This window comes from Leptospira selangorensis (genome assembly GCF_004769405.1).
Lineage (GTDB): Bacteria > Spirochaetota > Leptospiria > Leptospirales > Leptospiraceae > Leptospira_B > Leptospira_B selangorensis.
This window is the reverse complement of record NZ_RQES01000018.1, coordinates 303,263-319,861: the sequence shown is the minus strand read 5'-3', so window position 1 is coordinate 319,861 and position 16,599 is coordinate 303,263. Positions and strand designations below refer to the sequence as shown.

Below are 16,599 nucleotides of genomic sequence, written 5' to 3'. Positions count from 1 at the left end.
ACTATGCTAATAACGTATCGGATTTTGACGATCCTTCTTTGGCCCTGGATTTTCGTTTTCTCTCTGCTTATCCCTTCCGCAAAAAATTTTCTCAAAACAAGAAAAGAAGATAAAAGAAGAATACTCTCCTACCCTTTTGCACCCAAGGCGCAAAAAGTAGTCTGGTTACACGCGGCTTCCGTTGGAGAACTAGACCAATGTAAGGCACTCGCTCTAGTATATAAGAAGAAGGAGCCGGAAACTTTTATTCTACAAAGTGTATTCTCCGATTCAGCCAGGGATTCTAGTTTGGAAGCATTCCCTGCAGATCTGAAATTTCGTCTTCCCTTGGATTTTCCTTGGAGTTATAATTTTATCTTAGATAAATTTTCTCCCCAAGTTTTAGTATGTATGGCCTGGGATCGTTGGCCCAATTTACTCCAGGCTGCTAAAAGAAGAAGGATCCAAACCGTCCTTGCTTCTGCAGTGATCACTGTCCCAAAAGGATTTTTGAAGAAGAAGTTTTACAAGGCGGCATTTTCCTTATTCGATAAAATTCTAACTTCTCATTCTTCCGGAGAAGAAAAGTTCAAAGAATTACTCGGAGAGAAAAAATATATCAAAACACTTGGAGATTCCAGATTCGATTCTGTGATCCAAAAAATAGAAACAAGCCAAAGAGAATTTAAAAGGCCCAAAAATTATCCATTCTCTCAGGTATTTTTACTCGCTTCTACTTACGAGCCTTGCGAAAAATTACTACTTCCACTACTGAAAGAACCTTCTCTCAAAAATACTTCATTCTGGATCTTTCCGCATAAAACGGATCCTGCTAGGATCGTTCAGTTGGAATCTGAGATCAAATCATTCACTTCCGACTATACTTTATATTCTAAAACTGAGTTTGATTCACTTTCTTCCAGAGTGATCTTATTCGATGTGCTTGGGATCTTGGCACATGCATATAGAGCCGCGGACTTTGCTTACATAGGTGGTGCATTACATAATAGGGTGCATAATGTATTGGAGCCGGCATACTTCGGGCTTCCACTTTTAAGCGGCCCAAGGATCACGCATGCTCCTGAAGCAATCGAACTCAATCATAGAGGCGGGCTATTTATCATCCGCACAAAAGAAGAAGTTTTAGAAATACTGCAATTAAGCTCAGAAAGAAAAGAGGCGATTCGATTCTCAAATCGACAATTCGTGGAAACAGGTAGAGGCGCCGCCGAGAGGATTTATTCGGAGATAAAAAATCCTTTTCTCTAAGTCCTAATAGAGGATACTAGGAGCGAAATGTCCGTCTACCGTTGTACAGCAGTAAGTTTAAAAACGACCGCCCTGGATTTTAAGGGAAATCGAGAAAAGATCCTAGCAGCCATACAGGCTAATGAAAATTCTTCTCTGATCCTTTTTCCGGAACTTTGTATTTCAGGTTACGGCTGTGAGGACACTTTTTATTTTCCTTGGGTTTGGGAACATTCCTGGAAAAGTCTTTTGGAGATCGCAAAAGTTACATCCGGTAAAACGGTCATTGTTGGACTTCCATTCTTCCAGAGCCCTTATCTATTCAATGTGACCGCAGTATTGCAAAACGGAAAAATACTCGGGCTCGTCCCGAAACAAAACCTAGCACAAACCGGTGTACATTACGAAAACAGATGGTTCACAAAAGGAGAAGAATCCAGAAATTACGCGATCACTCCCGACGGATCAGAACTTCCTTTCGGTTCCCTACTTTTTGAAAGCGCAGATTTCAATTTTGGAATAGAGATCTGCGAAGATTCCTGGGTCCAAACAAGACCGGGACAATACCTGGTAGAAGCAGGAGCGGATCTAATTCTTTCACCAGGGGCGTCTCATTTTGCTTTGGGAAAACAAGATATCCGTAAAAAAATGTTCTCAGAGTCTTCACGCAATTCTTCTACTGCAATTCTTTATGCGAATTTAGATGGGAATGAATCGGGCCGCTTGATCTTCGAAGGCGGCTGTATGGGGGTCGTGGACGGGCATGTAAAAAAAGAAGGTCCAAAACTTCATTTTACGGATTTTGAAAGTACTCATTTGGATCTGGATTCCACGGAACTTAGATCCAATCGTGCAAGAAACTTCAGATCTTCCGGTACAAGAGAATTTAGATCCAGAGGAAAAGGTCTGCAAAGAATAGAAATACTTCCTCTTAAAACCCAAAAGAGTTTTGATAATTCTATCCAAGTTTCCAAATCGGATCTATTCCAAGATTTTACTAGAGCAACTTCTCTTGGCCTATTTGATTATTTAATTAAATCCAAAACAAAAGGTTATACATTATCTCTTTCTGGAGGGGCGGACAGTGCTGCCTGTGCACTTCTTGTAAAAGCCGGAATTCTATTTTCCCAGAAAGAATTAGGACCTAAATATTTGGAGTCCTTGGGTTTAGATCCTAAAAATCTTCTGTTCACACTTTTCCAAGGAACAGAAAACAATTCGGAACAAACCAAAAATTCAGCAAAACAACTTTCGACAGAATTAGGTTTTACTCATTCAGAGATCACAGTGGATTCGGAAGTAAAATCCATGCTGGAAAAAATTTCCGCTGTAAAAGGCCTTATTCCAAACTGGAAAGATCATAATCTTGCACTTCAAAATATACAAGCAAGAGTAAGATCCCCTCTCATATGGCTGCTTGCAAACTTAAACGGGCATCTTCTTCTTTCTACAGGAAATAGGAGTGAGGCAAGTGTAGGATATACTACGATGGACGGAGACTCTTCCGGTTCCGTTGCCCCTCTTACAGGTGTGAGCAAAGAATTTGTACTTTCTTGGCTAAAGAATGTGTATGAAGGAAAAGATATCATCCTTCCAAAAATCAACGCACTCGAAGATATTCTCGATTCGAAACCTACCGCGGAATTAAAACCACTTTCTGAAAAACAAGAAGATGAGAAGGATCTGATGCCTTACCCTCTTCTCCAAAAATTAGAAAGGAATTTTGTATTCTTAGGAAAATCTCCTGAGAATCTTTTAGAGTCTCAGGAATGGTCCGATGCAAAAGAAGCAGAAGAAGGCAAAAAGAAATTTTTAAAATTATTCTCTGCAAGCCAATGGAAAAGAGAAAGGCTCCCGCCTTCTTTCCATTTGGATGAATACGGTTTGGATCCTAAATCCAGTTTCCGTTTTCCGATCCTGAGTGAGATCTCATTTTAAAGCCCAGCTTGTTCGTAAGCCCTTTGTTTATCTTTTTGCACTTGTTCCAATTGTTGGATCATAGTTTGTTGGATAGTTTCTAATTTTTTCTCTTGTTCAGGATCTCCTGATCCTTTTTGAAGATCCACCAAGTATTTTACGATCTCCAATCTGTCCTTGGATTGTTTTTCCATATAATCGTAATACGTTACTGTTTGATCCTTGGAAGCAGTGCGGCTTAAAACCGCTCTAGTAGCTTCGGATACTCTTTGTTCAAAAACTTTTCTTTGTTCTTTTTCCGCAGGTGTCATGCGGCTAGGAAGAAGTGAGTTATTTGGAAACTTCTCCTTAAGTTGGGCAAACCTTTCCATCTCTTCGTTTGTGTATGGTTTTCCAGTCTGAGGATTTACCGGGTTATTCGAATCCGAAGCAGGAGCTCCGGATTTATTCTCGGAAGAAGGTTCTCCTACTTCCGGTTCACGATATTCCGCTTTTCCTGCTTTATAAAAATCGGAATTGGAATCGAATAGAGATGGATCCGCACCTGTTTTTCCATAACCGGAGCGTCCAGAAGTAGATCCAGATCCGCCGCCGAAAATGCTGGCGAGTGCTTCCGCTTCACTTTGTTTATTTTTGGAGTCAGAACCGTCATCGTCAGTCCAAAATGAGACCACCAATAATAAGATGAAGAATACTATAAAAACTACTGAAATTAATAATGTTCGAACTCTAGTCACGATGAGGAAGCCCCATATTTTTTAGTTGTAAGACCACTCCAAGGTCGAATTCTATCCTTGTGGGTTGTAAATTTAGAATCCAACAGAGCCTAAAGGCAGGCAACCTAAAAACCCCTGCCGTTCAGGCGGTTTTATTCTCGTTTTTTTTATTTTTCGCCTCTTGTGGAACGAATACTGAGGTGACTCAATCCCCTTTTGTTTTCTTAACTCCAGTGGGAGTTCCTCAAATTTTTTCAATCACTGCTAAGTATGATAACCTGGATACTCATAGGCCCGAGTACGATCTGAAGTATTATATCACGAATATGGAACCTCAGTTTGTAGGTTATAATCTTTATATTACTTTTGCCATCCCTTCTGCGGGAGAAACTCTCAGTAACGCAAATCTGTATTTAGAAAACGGGGTCCAACCTTCTTTCCCTCAATTGGCGATCCAAGCTTCTACTTCTAATGTAGTAACAAATACGATCGAAAATTACCAGCCATTCTCTCCAGTGCAGATGTTCCAAAAATGTGAGGTCTATACCTTCACATTAAGAGCATTATTGAATACGGGGATCACTTCTAATATGTCTTCGCCGGTCACAAGATGTAGTTCGATTTATCCGAATCATTGTGGAACCAATACCAGTTGTAATCCTACTGCATGCACTGTAGCAAGTTGCTCTAGTTCCACCCAATCTCTTTGCCCTGTCGGAACCGCTTGCAATCCTTGTACTAAGGGAGTTGCTGCGACTGGTTGCGCTTGCCCCGCGGGCCAATCTCCGCCGGGTTGCAATCTATGAGTGAGGCTCCTAACTCTAAATTTAGCGTTCGACCAGGGGCCGCTTACGTAGTCGCCACTCCTATAGGAAACTTAGAAGATATCACTTTCAGAGCAATACAAGTCCTCAAACAGGTGGATGTAATCTATTGCGAAAATTCTTCTCATAGCAGAAGACTTCTACAGACTTACGAAATTTCTACCCAAACTCGAACCTTATATAAAGACCAAGGCGCTGAACCTTATAAAGGTATTATAGAAGATCTAAAATCAGGAAAGACCTTAGCTCTGGTTTCAGATGCAGGAACTCCAGGAGTCTCTGATCCTGGTTCCCAACTAGTTCGGATTTTGAGGGAAGAGAATATTCAGATCGTTCCGATCCCTGGAGCGAGCGCACTTACCTCTATGCTTTCTGTTTCAGGTTGGCAGGTACAACCTTCCCTATTCTTAGGTTTTTTATCCGAGAAGAAGGGCAAAAAAAGAAACCAACTCAAAGAATGGGAAAACTTCGAAGGAGTACTTACCATCTTCGAATCCGTTCATAGGATACGAGATACACTCTCCGCGATCCGGGAAATTTTCCCAAATTCTCCTATTCTTTTAGGGAGAGAACTAACCAAAATCCATGAGGAAATCCTGAAAATAGAACCTGTTCAGACCCTGGAATCCCTGAAATTCCCGGAAAAGGGCGAATTTGTAGTATTAATCTATACAAATCCTAAAAAAATGCTTAACGGACGTGTCGGAGATGCCGATACTTTGGAGTGAGAGGGAAAACCCATGACTATCGATAAAATAGGCGGCATTGGTGGAGGATCTTACGAGCCACGTAAGTCGACTCCTGTACGCAAATCTGAATCTAAAGAATCATTCGACAATATTTCTATTTCCGACACTGCAAAACAAAAAGCTTCGGAAGCTCGTATCCAAGCGGAAGTGCAAACGATCGCACAAAAGATCGTAGCAAGTCCAGTGGATTCTGAACGCTCTACTAAGCTAAAAGAAGTTAAGGAAAAACTTAAGAACGGAGATTACGATAATCTCAGCCCTGAGATCTTGAACGCAGTTGCTGATCGTATCGCAGAATCTTTTCTAGGCCGTTAATCCAAACTTAAATCCGGAATTGTTTCCCTTGGATTCCGGATTTTACATACTTCCTCTCAATTAAAAGGGAGAACGACACACAATGCCGATACTCCCCGACTGGATCAATTTTAGTTTTCCCACCAAAATCCATTTTGAAGTCGATTGCGGCTTTAAAATGGGTAACTTCGTTAAGAACGTAGGCAATCGTGCAGTCATTCTTTCCACTCAAAGTGAGTTGGAAAATATGGATGAGTTCTCCATCATCAAAACTTCTTTAGAGAAACATATAGATGGTGTTATTCTTTATGATAATATAGAGAAGGAACCTACATTAAAAGAACTAGATACAGCCGCTTACTTTGCGAGGATCTCAAACGCAAATTGTATCATTGGTTATGGTTCTTACGAAAGTTTAAACACCGCTAAGTTAGTCGCACTTCTTGCGAATAATGATGCTTTCGCAGAAGATGTTTTTATTCTGAAAAAAAATCTTAGGCTTAAAAAACCGATCCCTCTTATCTTAATCCCCACTCACCCTGTTATGGGATTAGAATGTTCTCCTACTGCCACAGTATATATGGACGATGATAGGACTGTTCGTTATTTTTCCAACGAGTTCCTTTTTCCTGAGATGGTGATCGCTGACGCTAAGATCAGTAGCTTCATGACTTCTGCAGACGTTGCAAAAGTTGGGGTGGGAATTTTAGCAGCCGCAGTAGACAGTATTCTTTCTAAATATTCGAATGAACTTACAAACTCTTCTTCTTTAAGAGCGATTGAGATCATTTATAAAAACTTGGTTCCTGCTATCAGAGACCCTAAGAACTTGCAGTATAAAAACGCGATCTTTGGTGCGAGTTTACTTGTGGGAATGTCCCACTCTTCCAGTTCATTAGGACTTTGTTATGCACTTTCTTTAGCTGCTTCTAACCTAACGAACCTGGATGTTTTCCAAGCAATGTCCATTCTTCTTCCCCACGTAATGGAATATAATCTTACTTCCTCCGCGGGTAAGTATGTGATGATCGCAAAAGCCTTGGACGAGGATATCACCAATATTTCGGTGATCGAGGCTGCCATTAAAGCTGTAGAAGGGATTCGTAAAATTTATATAGAACTCAAGATCCCTCAAAGGCTTTCTGAATATGAGGTTCGTAAGATAGATCTGCCTGGGATCGCAAGTCTTGCTTCTTCTTTTCCTTTCCTGGATTCCCTACCTAGAGAACTTCCCAAAAACGAGATCGAGACAATCTTAGTAGCCGCGTTCTAATCCGCAAAAAAACAGATTTATGTCTTCGAAAAACATTTGAAAGGCCTGGTTAGGGTCCGAGAATGGAGACTCATGAGCGAAGAATCCATAGACACGATTATCGGGGAAGACATCCAATTCCGAGGCAAACTACGTTTCAATAACGCACTGAAGATCAAGGGCCAATTCAAGGGCACCATTGAGACCACAGGCTCTTTGATCGTGGGAGAAACCGGAAGAGTCGAGGCTGATATCGAAACAGGGACCCTGGAAATCGAGGGAGACCTAAAAGGAAATATCAGCGCTGCCTCCAAAGTTTCCGTTCGCAAGACGGGAAAATTGGTCGGAGACGTTCGCACCCCGGATCTTGAAATAGAATCGGGAGCAAAATTCAGCGGAAATTGCATCATGTAATTATGCCCCAGCATGGACCGGATTTTTATAACCTACCAAATTCTTCCATCAAAGGCCTAACTCCCCTCCAATCCCATGTGTTTGGGACAAAATTCGGAGGGGCTTCTGATCCTTCTAAGGTCCTTACCCAAAATATCTCAGATCTTCCTTCTCCGTTTTTATTACCGGATATGGATGAATCTATCCGCATTCTTCAAACTGCAGTTAAGGAAAATAGATCCATCTTACTCTATGGGGATAGAGATAGCGATGGTGTTTGTTCCACGAGCCTACTCGCTAATTTTTTAAGAGGAATACATCCGGGAAAACTCACAGTAAAAACTTCCAGCGAAGAAGATTACGGACTTTGTGAACCTGCGATGAAATATGTGAGAGAGGTCAAACCTGACCTACTCGTAACACTTGACTTTGGAACAAGCAATAGTTCAGAAATAGAAGAATTGAATAAGGAAGGAATGCAGGTAATTGTACTGGATCACCACGAGATCCCGGAAAGGATACCTTCTTCTTGTAAACTGATCTCTCCTAAAAGAGGGGATTCTCTTTATCCTACCGAAAAGATCTGCACTTCCGTAATTTCATGGAAACTGATCACTGCATGGCTTTATTCTACATTAGAAAATTATAATTCCTTGGTATGGGTCCCTGACGGAGAGACATTTTTTAGCGGATCTCTTGTAAAAAACGGGATCAAACTTTTCCAAGGGGACAAATCGGATGCGGAAAAACGTTTTTCCGGTAGTTTTATAGATTGGCCTACCACTTCCAAAACCCAGTATCCTGAAAGAGAAGTTTTTTATTCTCAAATTTCTTCTTCGCCTGCAATCTGGGAACAGGTTTTGAAAAATCTGGACCTTGCTTCGATAGGAACGATCACCGACATGATGCCTCTCGTAGGAGAAAATAGGATCATAGTTAAAGAAGGTTGTTATACTCTTCAAAAGATCAAAACGGGAGAATTTTCACATCGTCCGGGTTTAGAAAAACTTTTCTCTCAATTAGATCTAGATAAGAAGAAGGTACTCTCCAGAGATTTAGGTTGGAGCATCGGTCCTGCATTGAACGCCGCAGGTAGAATGCAAAAAACGGAAGCAGCACTCGGACTTCTCCTTTCCAACTCGGACAAGGAAGCGGAATCCTTGGCAACGGACCTTCTAAAATTAAACGAAGAAAGAAGAGAAAGGACCAAAAGAAATTTATTCAGGGTAGAAGGTTTTCTGAAAAGAAAAAGAGAAAGAACGGAAAGGCCTATCCTTTTTTGTTATGAACCTGATTTTGAACCTGGTGTTTCCGGAATTGTAGCCACAAGACTTGTGGAACAATACAAAAGACCCGTCGTATTCATTGCACCCGATCATGGACATGCAAAAGGAAGTGTAAGAGCTTACGGACGAGAGAATGTTCTAAACCTTCTCAAAAAAGCGGAGAATGTTTTTCACCAATTCGGGGGCCATAAGGAAGCCGGAGGATTTTCTCTTTCCATCGATCAGATCCCGAAACTCGCAGAAATCCTTTTCCAAGAAGCGGGAAGTTGGTTGGAATCCGAAAATATTACCGGCTTACAAGAAGAGACTAAAAGTTTAGTGAGCCTGAGACCCCAAGAGTTAAGAGAAAATTTATATACCGAGCTTGGACTATTTGAACCATTCGGTATGGAAAATCCTGCTCCACTACTTTCCATAAAAGGTGCAAGAATACTTTCTTATCGTCCTTTATCAGACGGTAAACATGCAAGGTTCAAAATTTTAGCGTCTTCCGAATCTATACAATGTATTATCTGGAATAAAGCCGAAGAGTTCTCGCAAGTGTTAAGAGAAAAAGGTGAGTTGGATCTTTGGGGAAGTTTGGAAGAGAACACTTTCAAAGGAAAGACGAACCTTCAGTTCGTAATCCAATCCTTTGAATAGATCGATATCAATCCGATTCGTTAAAATCGGAATTTTCGGAATTTGATTCCGGCTGTTGTTTAGACTGCTCTCCGTTTTGGCGACCGCCCTTTCTGTTACGATCCTTAAATCTGCCACCGCCGCCTTCTCTTTCTTTGCGGTTTCGGTTTGGACGTCCTCCGCCTTGCTGTCCACCTTCTCTTCTGCCTCCGCCGCCACCGATACTATTCGGTAGGACAGGTCTTTTGCGAAGAGAGATTTCCCAGAAGAATGCGGATTGTAGGGCCTTGTCATTATTGTCCGCGATCGCATTGATCTTATAAACGTAAAACGCGTCGTAAAAGAAGTCTTTTTTGCGGAAGAAATTATTCTGAGAGGCTTTATCGTCTTCAATATGAGTAAATCTTTCTTGAGACGCAAATACCTTGATCAGCCTTTCCTTATCTTTTTTAGGAGTTCCTAATCTTTGGAAAATTGGCTCCAAAGCTAGTTTTAAGGAAGCAACTAAATGCCCCCCACTCTTCTTAGTTAAAGACTCTTCTGCAAGATCGGAAAATAAAAGTGCATAAAAGATCTGAGGAGTAAGTTCCTCTCTTTCGGAAAGAAGTTTGTCCGCGATCGCCAAACGTTTTCCAACTCTGGTTTCTAAAAACTTTTCGCCGAAGTCCGGATTTTTTCTACGTTCTCTTTCGAATGCTTCTTTAAGCAAAACTTCTAAAAGAGAATTTTGGGCCATACCTTGGAATATAAGGGAAGTTCTCCAGGTGCGGAAAATTTTATTATATTCTTCCAACATGCGGGAAGAAGAAGCTTTTTCCAGCTCATAGGCATTCTTCTTAATAGATTTGGAAGTCCCTTTATCTATTTTAAGACCTAAGAGTACTGCAAACTTTACCGCGCGCAACATTCTGACCGGATCTTCTCTAAAAGAAATATCCGGATTTCCAATCACTCTCAGTTGTCTGCTTTGGATATCTTCGTATCCGCCCACATAATCCACGATGGAATCATTACGGATATCATAGTATAACGCGTTAATTGTGAAGTCTCTTCTGGCGGCGTCTTCTTGAGGAGTACCGAATTTGTTATCACGTTTGATCAGATAATCCTGCTCTTCTACATGTTTTTCGAAACGATGTTCAGGAAGAGAACGAAAAGTACTTACCTCGATCACCTTTCCTTTGAAGAGAATATGAACGATCTTAAATCTGCGACCAATGATACGGCAGTTATTAAAGATTTTCTTAATTTGATTCGGAGTCGCGTTGGTGACCACGTCGAAATCTTTTGGTTTGCGTCCCAAAAGAAGGTCACGAACTCCTCCGCCCACGATATAGGCCTTGTATCCGAATTTATGAAGACGGTGGATGATTTTTACCGCATCCTCGTCGATCATGGTCTTACGGATCGGATGCGAATCCCGATAGAACCTCCGTCCCTCCGGATAAATAAGAATGTCGTCGACGGATCCTATTTTTTTCTTGAAGAGATTGGACAGAAATTTCATATGATGGGATAGTTAAGTCCTATAATCCCTGTCGGACCCCTACCTGCAAGTAAAAATCTATGAACAACGAGGCAAAGTTCGAAGACCGCCCCAGAGCCGCAGAAAGGCTGAAGATCAAGTATCTTCGCTTTCGTTCTTCCTGGCTAAAAATCAAAGAAAAAGGCTCTCGCAAAATTTCTTTCCTACTCGTACCTCACGATCACGAAGCTGTACTGAACATAGAGCTAAGTGTTTTTATGGCCGCGTTTTTAGGAGTGTTATCTGTCCTACTTTTTCTGCTCGCGAGTGCATTTGTAGTCTATATGAACTTCTTCTTTGTACCAAATCGGGAGTTGATCAGAGAGACTGACAATAATGTCGGGTTATTTCTTTATTATAACTCTCTTCTCAAAGATGCTAAGAAAGAAATTTCCGGATTAGAAAAGAAAACGGAACAGTTAAATCTAGTAGCTTGGGAAGAAGTTCCCTGGAAAAGAATTCTCACCTTCGATTATGTACCTGAGTTCAGCTTGAAAAAAAATGTTCCGGAATCTTCGACTAACATGGATCTATATTCCGATACTGTCGAAGGTTTCGCAGAAAGAAATATTGAATTATACAAGATCAAACATGCATTCCAAAATGCATTCGATTATCTGGAAGAAAGAGAATCGATTCTATACGCGATGCCTAGAGGCCGTCCTTTAAAACCCGGAGTAGGATTTGTGACTTCTACTTTCGGAGGAAGGGTGGATCCATTCGGTCTAGTGGAGATGGGAGAATTCCACTCGGGTATTGACTTTGCTGCAGGCGAAGGAATTCCTATCTATGCAACGGCTCCAGGTGTGATAGAAGATAATGGACAATCTGCCGGTGGACTCGGAAAAAGTATCCGTATCAACCATTTGAACGGATTTTACACTGTGTATGGACACTGCTCCGTAGTCTTTGTAGAAAAGGGACAGTTAGTCACAAGAGGCCAACATATAGGCAATGTAGGGTCCACAGGAAAGGCCACAGGTCCTCACGTACATTACGAGGTCCATATAGGTTATGATCCCCCTATGGATCCTGCAGAATTCGTAAATATGGAATAAATTTTAATCTCTCCGAAACTTTCCCGATTCGGGGAACGAATATAAGGGAAAAAAGATCCAAAGAAGGAACCATGTATAAAGTCATAGATATTCCCGGACTAGTACCTTTCGTCCAGAAATACATCAGCAGCGGTTGGGAAGGAATTTCCACATTTAGCATTTTAGTAGTCATCGCCTTTTTAGCGGCTTCTTATTTTTTACCTAAGGAATTAGAAAGAAAACATCTGGAACCTGTTCATGCAGATTGGCTTTTAATCTTAGGAGTTTTCGGAACATTCGTAGGCGCTAAGATATTTTTTATCTTCGAGATCTGGGACCAAGTATTCGTGGATACCCCAGGTTTTGACGGAAAATACCTCTATCCACTCACCCACTTCGACGGCTTCCCTGGTCGTCCAGGACTATGGTCCAGTTTATTCTCCGGAAGCGGTTTGGTATTTTATGGGGGATTCCTTTTCGGGATCTTATTCATTAGCTTATATATGATCCAAAACAAATTGGATGTAAAAGCTTACTTGGATGCCACAATTCCAAGCATGGCATTGGGTTATGCAATCGGTAGATTAGGATGTTTTGTTTCCGGAGACGGTTGTTACGGATTTGCAACTCATGCTGACATTCCGGTTTTAACATTCACCTATTGGCCAACAAGTGCAGTTCCGAGCGGCGTTCCAGTTTGGAATACTCCAGTTATGGAATCGGCCGTATCTTTCCTATTTTTCGTTTACTTCCAAAAATGGGCAAGATTCCAAAACTTCAAAAAATTCAGCTTAGGTGCTCAGTATTTAATCCTACATGGATTTGCAAGACTTGCGATTGAGTTCTTAAGAGTGAATAAAGCAGTGATCCCATTCTTCGATCCTCCTGTTCAATCAAACATTCCAGGAGCAAATGGAGAAACTACTACCTTCTTAAATGGATATTACTGGCATGGATTTTCTCAATCTCAGTACGTATCAATCGCGATCATATTGGTCGGATTATATTTCTTAGTGAAATGGAAACTCTGGGAAAAAGAACCGGTCCCGGCTTAAAAAATCTCTGAGGCTCAGTGCCTCTGCGTGAAAATGCAGCTATGAACTTCTCCGCGTCTCACTCACCTGAGGCGTGGATATTTTCACCTTTGATCGTTCTGATCATATCCGCAGTATTTAAATAATTCGTAGTTTTAAAAAGAACCTTCCCGTCTGCAGAGAAGATCACAAAGAATGGAAGTCCGATTTTTAATTCAGGGAATCTAGGATCATTCTCATATATTAGAAAATCCTTATCATCATCCTTGATCTTCAAAAGGATAGTTTTGCCTAAGGCCTGGTTCAAATTCGGATCGGAGATGGTCAACTCTTCGAAAGCCTTACAATTAGAACACCAATCCGCATAAAAATCCGCAAACACCAAACGATCTTCCGTTCGAGCAGTCTCGAATGCGGTATCAGAAATTCTATGCCACTCCAGATTTCCGTGCTCTTCTACAAGATCCTTCTTGATCCCGCCTGGAACAACACCCCAACCCGCAAGTCGGATCAAGATAGCGCTAGAACAAATTAGTCCTGTAAGAAGTAATGCCTTCTTCATTCTTTCTGTGCGGAGAAGGGATGCAGGTTGGTAATAATATGCAGTGGCCAAAACTCCAAGAGCAGCAACCAAGATACCAACACTCAAATCCGTCGGAACAGACCATAATTGCATTGCCTTAGTATAATAAGACCAGGCAAAATAGAAGACCACAAATCCTAAAACGATCTGTATCCATCTAGTCCATTTACCACCACGAGGAAGAGAAAGACCGAACACTCCTAAAAATAAAAACGGCAATCCTAAACCAAGCCCGAACAAGGCCATCTTAAACGCGGAAACCGCTAAAGAATAAACGCTGATACTTTGGACCCCGGCAGTCACTTGGATAAGAATCGCAACTACGATCGGGCCCACACAAGGAGAAGATAAAAAGCCCGCTCCCATTCCCAAAAGGAAGGTTCCCTTCCAACCTTGGCAGCCTTTCCATTCTTTCACAGGGAAAATCGGTAGATGCAAAATTCCTAATGAAGCAAGTCCTAATAAAAAGATAATTACGGCTAAAAATAGATTCGTTCCTGGAAATCTTAGAACGGTATTAAACGCTCCACCTGAAACTCCTGCCACGAGACCGAAACAAAAATACATGGAGGCCAACCCGGCATAATACACCAAAGGATGGAACATTTTGTTGGTGGCAGTTTCTCCCCTTGCTTTTATGATCCCGACTGTGATTGGATACAAAGGATAAACGCAAGGAAGAAGGCTCGCGCATAATCCTCCCAAGACCAGAAAGATTGCGGAATGAAATCCGAACTCAGAACCTGAAATTCCGGTTTCCAGCCATCTGTTTAGAGAAGACATCCAGGATTCAGAAACTACCTGGGATTGGGCCTGTAACGAGCTAGTTAGGAAAAAGAAGAATATTAGAAGTCCGGCTCTGTGGCCGAACATTGAGGAAAGAAGGATCCGAATTTTCTTCATGAGATGGACGATTAGACCCAAACAGGATTTGTCTTTCTCCTAAGATTCATTATCGGCTCCATAACCTCGAAACCAAGTTGCGATTTCTAAAAGTATGGTCAATCCTGAATTCCCGGAAGGACACCCCTAGATTTGGTCCGTACTTGTTTGGACGATGCGGAAAGGTAGAAAGGACAGAAAAAGCCCGGTCCTTTTCTAAAAAAAGACCGGGCATCAGATGAACGACTCCTCAGATGGCGAACTGAAGAGTGAGTGAGAAATAGGTACTATTTCGATCGAAATTGAATTGTTTTTGGTTTTTGATCGCGTCTCCCGCGTAAAGAACAGTGGCTCCTGCCCAGATCGAGAAGTAATCATTGATCTTCTTGATATAAATCAGATCATACTCCAGTAAAAGTCTGTGTCCAGGTTGCCAATTTTTCAGGAATGGATTATTACCGACGTTTTCAGTACTTCCTGTAACAGCCTTGTTCGCGACAAAATTTCCGTTCGCATCATAACCTGTGCTTCCTGTAACTGCAGTCCTATTACCGTCATACCATGCGTCTTGGACTTTATCCTTACGAATATCGTAGATTGCAAAAATGAATCTTCCCCATGTCTCATCATAGTATTGGAGATGAATGGAAGAAGTTCTTACGTTCGCCCAGAAGGCAGCGTTCGCAATACCGTTCCCTGAATCGAAATAAGGGAATCCTCCGGATCTTGTAGCAAATAAAGGATCCCAGGTTGCTGATTTTCCGTCAGTTCTGTTCGGGTCACCGGAAGCTCTTGCGAATTGTACTCCAATACGGAAACCTTTATAGTTATAACCGGTTTGGGCCAAGAAGAAGGAAGCGTCATGCTGAACTGTTTCCTTGTAGGCAGCATGTTTGTTCGCGCCGGTTCCGATGGTAGTATTCAAAGTATCCCAGGAAGCGTTTATCGTCTGACCGGTACTTCCTGTTTGGGCTGCATATTCTACACCCCAGTCCCAAGATTTTCCTGCAGGAAGACTTCTACCGGATGCGGTTCTATTGCTTAAACGAATACCAGTGGTGAATAGATTGTCCCGACCGTTTGTTCTTAGATTCGGATCTACAAGAGGCCCGGAAGCTGTGGTAGTATTGTATTTTTTGATAACACCGATCTCATACAAATCTACCACTAACTCTTCGGAAGGTTTCCAAGTATTGTATAAGAATGCAAGATAAGTATCATTAAGCGCACTTGCCCCGCTGACTTTCTGGTTATTTGCGGTTACAAACCCGTTAGGACCATTACTCTCTTCTGCAAGAACAGTATAACCTGCATGTGTAGACCATGTTTTGGTATCAAATGCAACTCTTACCCCATCGAAAGAGTTACCGATCTGACTATCATTCCGAGCACCTATGATCCTGGAATCTCCATAAGAGAAAGTCTGGCGACCTAAATACATTTTTGTATAAGGAAGAAAATCCTTCCAGATCACATAAGCTTCTCGTACGTCCGTATTATTTTTTACAGGAATCTGACTTCCAGGAGCATATGCCGTTCCGATAGAATTCGTAAAAGAAGTAGGACCATATCCCGTTCCACTCGGGTCTTTATACTGTCCATAGAGACGAGTATCTTGGATGGTTAATTTCACCGCGAATGATTCATTGATATCCAAAAGAGTCCAGAACTGGCTGTTTTGGGTAACGTAGTTTTTGGAATCACTTGTAGATTTGTCAAAATCTTGGTTATTAAAATTTTCGAATCTAGGACGGATCTGTATACCGAAGCGAAGATTATCAGTGATCCAAAGATTTGGGTTTTTCTTAACTGTATCCTGGTGTTCCGGAGTTAAGAGTAAGGTACCAAGTAATTCCCCGTCTAACTTACCTTTCCAAGGACTTTTATAAGGGGGAGCGGGAGGTTTTTCCTTCTCCTTTTCTTTGTCCTTAGCATCTGCATTACTAGTCGCAGTTGCAGGAGTAGTTTGAGTAGAAGGAGCAGTAGTTTTTTCTTCTGCAGCAGGCTTGGCCGGAATAGTCTCCGCCTGTGTCACTGTCTCCTGTTTAGGAGGCTCTACACCTTGGGCCCATAGGGTTCCCAATCCGAAAAGTCCGAAGGACAAAAAGAGTCGGACTGGTAAGAGTGAATTTTTTTTGTTCCGACTCGGTCGGCTTGTAACTGTATTTTTTAACATATGGGGAGTCCCTTATTTTGGATTAAAATCCAATATAGCGGATATAAATCGGAGTTTAACAGATTCTGTAAACAATTTATTTG

Annotated in this window: 14 protein-coding genes; 10 read left to right on the top strand and 4 right to left on the bottom strand. The window is 41.6% G+C overall.

Annotated features, from left to right (window positions below; all coding sequences use genetic code 11):
- The first annotated feature begins 3 nt into the window (after positions 1 to 3).
- Positions 4 to 1,248 carry a 3-deoxy-D-manno-octulosonic acid transferase gene (locus tag EHO58_RS13905; protein ID WP_135680330.1) on the top strand — a complete coding sequence of 415 codons (1,245 nt, stop codon included), beginning with the start codon at positions 4 to 6 and terminating at the stop codon, positions 1,246 to 1,248.
- Positions 1,249 to 1,275: 27 nt separating this feature from the next.
- Positions 1,276 to 3,165: an NAD(+) synthase gene (gene nadE, locus EHO58_RS13900; protein WP_135680329.1), complete on the top strand. Its 1,890-nt coding sequence runs from the start codon at positions 1,276 to 1,278 to the stop codon at positions 3,163 to 3,165.
- On the opposite strand, the gene EHO58_RS13895 is transcribed toward nadE, so the two are convergent.
- Positions 3,162 to 3,881 carry an LIC_20245 family lipoprotein gene (locus EHO58_RS13895; protein WP_425269450.1) on the bottom strand — a complete coding sequence of 240 codons (720 nt, stop codon included), beginning with the start codon at positions 3,879 to 3,881 and terminating at the stop codon, positions 3,162 to 3,164. The genes nadE and EHO58_RS13895 overlap by 4 nt on opposite strands.
- A 77-nt stretch (positions 3,882 to 3,958) precedes the next feature.
- On the opposite strand from EHO58_RS13895, the gene EHO58_RS13890 reads away from it, so the two are divergent.
- The 6 genes from EHO58_RS13890 to recJ all read left to right on the top strand — a co-directional run bounded on the left by EHO58_RS13890 (position 3,959) and on the right by recJ (position 9,300).
- On the top strand, positions 3,959 to 4,666 hold the full coding sequence (locus tag EHO58_RS13890) for an LIC11073 family putative lipoprotein (protein WP_425269456.1): 708 nt from the start codon (positions 3,959 to 3,961) through the stop codon (positions 4,664 to 4,666).
- Complete coding sequence (gene rsmI / locus EHO58_RS13885; RefSeq protein ID WP_135680327.1) at positions 4,663 to 5,412, top strand: 16S rRNA (cytidine(1402)-2'-O)-methyltransferase; 750 nt, start codon at positions 4,663 to 4,665, stop codon at positions 5,410 to 5,412. The genes EHO58_RS13890 and rsmI overlap by 4 nt, the downstream gene beginning before the upstream one ends.
- A 12-nt stretch (positions 5,413 to 5,424) precedes the next feature.
- Positions 5,425 to 5,748, top strand: coding sequence for a flagellar biosynthesis anti-sigma factor FlgM (locus EHO58_RS13880; RefSeq protein WP_008592868.1), 324 nt, complete (start codon positions 5,425 to 5,427; stop codon positions 5,746 to 5,748).
- A gap of 82 nt (positions 5,749 to 5,830) precedes the next feature.
- Positions 5,831 to 7,000, top strand: coding sequence for an iron-containing alcohol dehydrogenase (locus EHO58_RS13875; protein ID WP_135626068.1), 1,170 nt, complete (start codon positions 5,831 to 5,833; stop codon positions 6,998 to 7,000).
- Positions 7,001 to 7,072: 72 nt separating this feature from the next.
- Positions 7,073 to 7,393: a bactofilin family protein gene (locus tag EHO58_RS13870; protein WP_010515397.1), complete on the top strand. Its 321-nt coding sequence runs from the start codon at positions 7,073 to 7,075 to the stop codon at positions 7,391 to 7,393.
- A 2-nt stretch (positions 7,394 to 7,395) separates the two neighbouring features.
- Positions 7,396 to 9,300, top strand: coding sequence for a single-stranded-DNA-specific exonuclease RecJ (gene recJ / locus EHO58_RS13865; protein ID WP_135680326.1), 1,905 nt, complete (start codon positions 7,396 to 7,398; stop codon positions 9,298 to 9,300).
- A gap of 7 nt (positions 9,301 to 9,307) precedes the next feature.
- Here the strand turns inward: recJ and pcnB are convergent, their stop codons facing one another.
- Entirely contained in the window at positions 9,308 to 10,786 is a 1,479-nt protein-coding gene (gene pcnB, locus EHO58_RS13860; RefSeq protein ID WP_135626066.1) for a polynucleotide adenylyltransferase PcnB, read from the bottom strand.
- Positions 10,787 to 10,845: 59 nt separating this feature from the next.
- Here pcnB and EHO58_RS13855 point away from each other — a divergent pair, with 59 nt between their 5' ends.
- Both EHO58_RS13855 and EHO58_RS13850 read left to right on the top strand, forming a co-directional pair.
- Positions 10,846 to 11,862, top strand: coding sequence for a M23 family metallopeptidase (locus EHO58_RS13855; protein WP_135680325.1), 1,017 nt, complete (start codon positions 10,846 to 10,848; stop codon positions 11,860 to 11,862).
- 71 nt (positions 11,863 to 11,933) lie between these two features.
- Positions 11,934 to 12,896, top strand: a complete 963-nt coding sequence (locus EHO58_RS13850; protein WP_135680324.1) for a prolipoprotein diacylglyceryl transferase — start codon at positions 11,934 to 11,936, stop codon at positions 12,894 to 12,896.
- 58 nt (positions 12,897 to 12,954) lie between these two features.
- Here EHO58_RS13850 and EHO58_RS13845 read toward each other — a convergent pair whose 3' ends face one another.
- Together EHO58_RS13845 and EHO58_RS13840 are read right to left on the bottom strand one after the other, a co-directional pair.
- Positions 12,955 to 14,361: a cytochrome c biogenesis protein CcdA gene (locus EHO58_RS13845; protein ID WP_135680483.1), complete on the bottom strand. Its 1,407-nt coding sequence runs from the start codon at positions 14,359 to 14,361 to the stop codon at positions 12,955 to 12,957.
- A gap of 229 nt (positions 14,362 to 14,590) precedes the next feature.
- The gene (locus EHO58_RS13840) at positions 14,591 to 16,423 is read right to left on the bottom strand and encodes an alginate export family protein (protein WP_244241179.1); all 1,833 of its coding nucleotides are present in this window, start codon (positions 16,421 to 16,423) and stop codon (positions 14,591 to 14,593) included.
- Positions 16,424 to 16,599: the final 176 nt, after the last annotated feature.